The sequence below is a fragment of the Mesorhizobium sp. M1E.F.Ca.ET.063.01.1.1 genome, assembly GCF_003998155.1.
Classification (GTDB): Bacteria; Pseudomonadota; Alphaproteobacteria; order Rhizobiales; family Rhizobiaceae; genus Mesorhizobium.
Window position 1 is genome coordinate 1 of sequence record NZ_RZSC01000498.1, and the last position, 4,476, is coordinate 4,476.

The window sequence follows — 4,476 nt, forward strand, 5'->3', positions numbered from 1 at the left end:
AGTCTCTCGGCCTCCCTCGACTCCTTGTCTCTGCCCAAGCTTAATCCGATCGAACCGCCGTGGTACGGACCCGTATGCCCGGTGGTGTGGGAGGGGCGGCGCCGTGAGGCGTCCCCCTATCCCGATCAATCCCTCTCGATTCAACCTGACAGTCCGCCGCTCTAGCGCCCAATCCTTGCGGAAAGCCCGGAACAAACGAGCCCCGCCGATGACCACCACCGTCACCGCCGCCGCCGACTCGAGAATTTTTGGCGCTTATCAGGATGCCGCGGTCCGCGACCAGGTCATCATTACCAAGAACGGCCGCCTGCGCACCGTGCTGCTGGCCTACGAGGAATTTGTCCGGCTGTCGAAGCGCGATCGGCGGGTCGAGCTGACAGCGGAGCTTAGCGCGGACCAGATCGCTGCGGTCGAAGCCTCCGAAATGGCGCCGGATCTTGACCATCTTAACGACGAGCTCCCCGGGTCAAAACCCTCTGGGTCAAAACCATCGGGGGCAATAGGCCGGACGGCAAAAAATGCTGCCGGCTGAAATGAAGGGTCGGCCATGTCTTCCGTTATTCCTATCTCTGTCATTGGCAACACCGCGAGGGCCGCGAAGAAGGCGACAAGGACCGGCCTTTCTTGGTGCTGGCACTGGTCGCCTTGCATGAGGACGGCTCGCTAGTCGACAATGGGTCGGGCCACCGATTTGAGGAGGTCCGAATGCGGACCCTCGCGGCTGGTTTTTTGTTTGGTGCGCTAGGCTGACAGCCAGCCCACAGACTGTCCTCCAGCACTAGGCGGGCAAGAGGGCCAGCCGGGTAGACTGGGCATCATCTTTTTTGGTCTTTTGCCAAGCATCTGCGCACCATAGCGGCCGCTTGTTTTGTCCTCCGGTCCCGGCGAAGACCTGTTAGCCGGACGTCCGCTATGAAATGGCGGCTCCCTCAATGAGAACGCCTAGCGTCACATATTTCCAGAACAGACTACTTGGCCTCCTCGTTACCCGGCCCGTGGAAGAATGATTGGATCTCCTCCATGTCGACGCTGTCATCACCGTTCTCGTCGACGGCGTTGAATATGCGTCCTATGAAATCCTGAACCTCGGTCCGCGAAAGTGCGCCGTCGCCGTCGGCGTCAATTATGGCGAATATCATTCGCATGCCTGCGCCGTGCATCATCCCGGCTTCCATACTGCGCTCCCCCATCATCCGCCGCCCTTCAGGCGGCCCCATTCTGTAGTTGCGATGCCAGCGGTCGCCGCCGCGCTGTTCTGGTCGGGGACCACGATCTTCGTGCAATCTTTCTTGCATCATTTCACTCATCATCTGGCGCATCATTTCACGCATCGACTCTTGGCTTTGTCCGTTTGGCGCAGGCGGCTGATGCTGCTCCTGCATCGGTGCGGCGGGCGCAGGAGTAGCGTTGGTTTGTGCGAGCGTGGGCGAAGCAAACAGAGCCAGCACCGTAGCAACGGCTGTGGTTTTGCTCATCGTGTTCTCCTTTGAAGTGAATGGGTAGCCCGACTGTTTCGGCATCTGATCAAACCCGCTGCTCACCTCTTGGGTTCCTAACGGGTTGTGAAATGTCCCTACCGGTGGTCTCGTTCGCTCGAGCATCTTGGCGAGACGCAAATCAACCGGCTCTATGGTCGTTCAGGACCTCGACGACGAGATACCCAATCCCACGATCCGTCTGGGGATCGAACATCAGCTTGACCTCGGTGGGTCATTGCAACAGCAGCTCGTCCGGCGCACCCGGGCCACCGACAAGCTCCTTACGATTGACAGCGCCAGCGCAGTAGCCGAATTGACTCGAATTCGTGACCGCCGAGAATGACCGGGATCGCGAATCCCGCGACCGGGAGCCCGATCTTTCGTCTCCGGAACGCTTAGCGGGCAAGGCGGAAGCCGTGGCGCGGCTCAGCGACCTGGCACTATCTCAGTGACGTCGCTACCTGCCCGAATCCGTTCTCCACCCCGTGATCGCCGCCGGCATACTGCGGGAAGGCCCGCATGGCAGCATGTGGGCATGTCGATGCCGACGGTGCCATCATCGGACGGGAGGAGCATGTGGACCGGACTGGTGCGGCCTTGCAACGGACGGCGGCAAGGTCCTGTTCCGGATCGGCCGCCCCGAAACACTTCGCCTCTTCGTGAGCGCCCAATGGCCTTGCCTTCGCCCGGCGTCGCCGTGTGTCACTGGGGCGAGACGGACAAAAAGCGCGAAACGGTTGCGCGTCATCTTGCCGCCAAGGGCTACCGGCCGACGTGACTACTTGGCTTTTTGAATGGATCTGGAACTGGGCCTGGCTCGCGCGACCGCAACGACCGGACGACTATGAGATGGCTGAAACGCCAATTCATCGATGCATCATTGGCCCAGCTCCTCTATGACCAAGCCTCGCTGGTAAAATGGTTTGGTCGTGAAGTGCCGGGCATTGCGCTCGGCCACACGCTGCCGTTTTTCGCTGAGATCGCTGACACCGTTCTCGCACGTCTCGTCGCGGCCGGCGTGACGATCATTCCACTTGAAAAGGCGGTCGCCGACCCCGCATATGACGAGGTCGGCTCGACCGCGTCCTCGATGTTCCTGGTTTTGCAGCAGAAGCTTGCTGATGCGGCTGGGACGCGAATACCCGTGCTCTCACCTGACATCAAAGGCCTTCACCGCCGCATTGTTGAGATGGCGGGAGACAGACGAGACTGACATAGCCGCTCTCACTCACGAAGCTGTTATCGTCCGGTACCAAGCGTCGGGCGTTCACCATTAGGTTGCAGCAGATCATGTGGCGCGCGCCTTGCTGCTCGGCGGGCCGGTTGGCAGTCGCCCTTGAACGCTTCCGGTCTTCGTAAATCCAAACCAGCAAGACGACGGCGGCGCCGGCTATGAAGCCCACAGCGAAGTTCACACCCAGCAAGTTGAAGAGCCGGTCGGCCCCTTGATGGATAGCAGCCAGGACGGCAATTGTGATCACTGCCGCGATTAGCTGAAGGATCGTCCTGCGCGACTTAGGTGCGGAACGCAATGCGAAACCAGCCAAGGAAAAGGGAGCGCCTTTCCTGAAACACCAGCGGCCGACGCATACTGTGTTGGGGGGATTGGGTACATGAAAACGTCGGCCGCCGACTCAGGCGGGGAGCGCGTCATCAATGACGCGCGGTGATGTTCAGGCGCGATTGGAACGCCTGCAATCATGATGCTCGCTCATGGTGAACAAGCGGTTACTTTCCACAGCCGTTCGCTGCGGCTTCAGGCATCCAGTTCAAGCGGTTTGTGGCCCGGCTGTTCGTGCCAGATAACTTAGCGCAGATCACGGCGATCGACGACCTGCCCGCACCTCCGGCACTCGTAGAAACGGTCCTGCTGACGCGTGTCGCGTGCCGATAATCGGCGAGCCTAATTCCGAGAGCTTTGTCACCCGTGCAGCTTCCTGGCCTCGCGCTCCAGCGTCTTGCGGTCATTGCCATGCTCAGTGATCAGTTCGAGGACCTGTTCGGGCGTGATGCGGTGTTGCTTGGCGAAATAGCGAACCTCATAGTCTTCGTCCGCTGACACGCGGTCGCGGTCTCGAAAATCGCGCTTCGACTTGTCGTCTGCCATGAGTTTTCTCCGAGAGACAACCCGCTCCGGGAAGGGGAAAGAAGCCGGAGCGGAAGATGGGGTCGAGGTACGATACCCTCGCTAAGAGGGATGCTGGCAAAACATCCAGTCGCCTCAAAGGTTCCGGCTAAATAAGCAATCTCTAACGGAACACTTATGGCTGTACGATATTGAATCAAATTCGAGTTGTGTGGGGTTTCGATGCGTAAGCCCTCCGTCGAGGTCCAGCTATCATTCATCCGTCCAATGGAGCCCGAGCTGGTCGATCAGCCGCCCACGGGCGATGGCTGGTCACATGAGGTGAAGTTCGACGGCTACCGCACTCAGCTGGCGCAAGATCAAGTGCTACGTCGAAAAGGAAATGGACATCATCGGCGTGAAGCGCGAGACGGGGAAGCCGGCGATGGTGCTGATGGCCGACAACGGCCGCTATATGGGCGGCGCGTTCGTCACGTTCAAAGCGGACAAACGGCAGGCCCTCAGCGACTAACATAATCGTTATCCGCCAATGGCTTACGAAGCGGTTCGCCAAAGTCGATTCAAGGTTTGGTCCAGCCACTCGCCGATCGCATTTATCTTACACCGAATGGCAGTCTTGGACGCAACGAAACTCTTCGAGCCTCCCGGCGTCGAGGCCTTCCTCAATGTAAACTTGACCCTCATATGTGCCTCCCTGGACTTCAAACCGACCAACGACGCAGTTGGCAGCTTTAGCGTTAGGTGGAGCCGGAGTCACATCAGGGGCCGAAAAGCCACCCCGGGTCGTCGGCAACAATCTATCAAGCGCGCTAAGAACGATTTCTTGACTAACGCTCAGCGCTAGTAAAGACTTCTTTCCCAGAGAGGTCGCCAAGGAACGCTGTCGTTCCTTGCTCGCCTCGATCCGAACGA

General features: G+C 59.3%; 5 protein-coding genes. 3 read left to right on the top strand and 2 right to left on the bottom strand.

The annotated features are described in order from the left end of the window. Nucleotides 1-208 precede the first annotated feature (208 nt). The gene (locus tag EOA29_RS26330; RefSeq protein ID WP_127221822.1) at nt 209-532 is read left to right on the top strand and encodes a type II toxin-antitoxin system Phd/YefM family antitoxin; all 324 of its coding nucleotides are present in this window, start codon (nt 209-211) and stop codon (nt 530-532) included. 436 nt (nt 533-968) lie between these two features. On the opposite strand, the gene EOA29_RS26335 is transcribed toward EOA29_RS26330, so the two are convergent. Next, nucleotides 969-1,475 carry an EF-hand domain-containing protein gene (locus EOA29_RS26335; protein WP_245468542.1) on the bottom strand — a complete coding sequence of 169 codons (507 nt, stop codon included), beginning with the start codon at nt 1,473-1,475 and terminating at the stop codon, nt 969-971. 847 nt (nt 1,476-2,322) lie between these two features. Here EOA29_RS26335 and EOA29_RS26340 point away from each other — a divergent pair. Next, nucleotides 2,323-2,691, top strand: a complete 369-nt coding sequence (locus tag EOA29_RS26340; RefSeq protein ID WP_127221823.1) for a hypothetical protein — start codon at nt 2,323-2,325, stop codon at nt 2,689-2,691. Between the two features lie 708 nt (nt 2,692-3,399). Here EOA29_RS26340 and EOA29_RS26345 read toward each other — a convergent pair. Continuing rightward, entirely contained in the window at nt 3,400-3,585 is a 186-nt protein-coding gene (locus EOA29_RS26345) for a DUF3606 domain-containing protein (protein WP_127221824.1), read from the bottom strand. Nucleotides 3,586-3,946: 361 nt separating this feature from the next. Here EOA29_RS26345 and EOA29_RS43885 point away from each other — a divergent pair, with 361 nt between their 5' ends. Next, nucleotides 3,947-4,075 (top strand): hypothetical protein, encoded by a 129-nt coding sequence (locus EOA29_RS43885; RefSeq protein WP_281061112.1) that lies wholly within the window; start codon nt 3,947-3,949, stop codon nt 4,073-4,075. Nucleotides 4,076-4,476 lie beyond the last annotated feature (401 nt).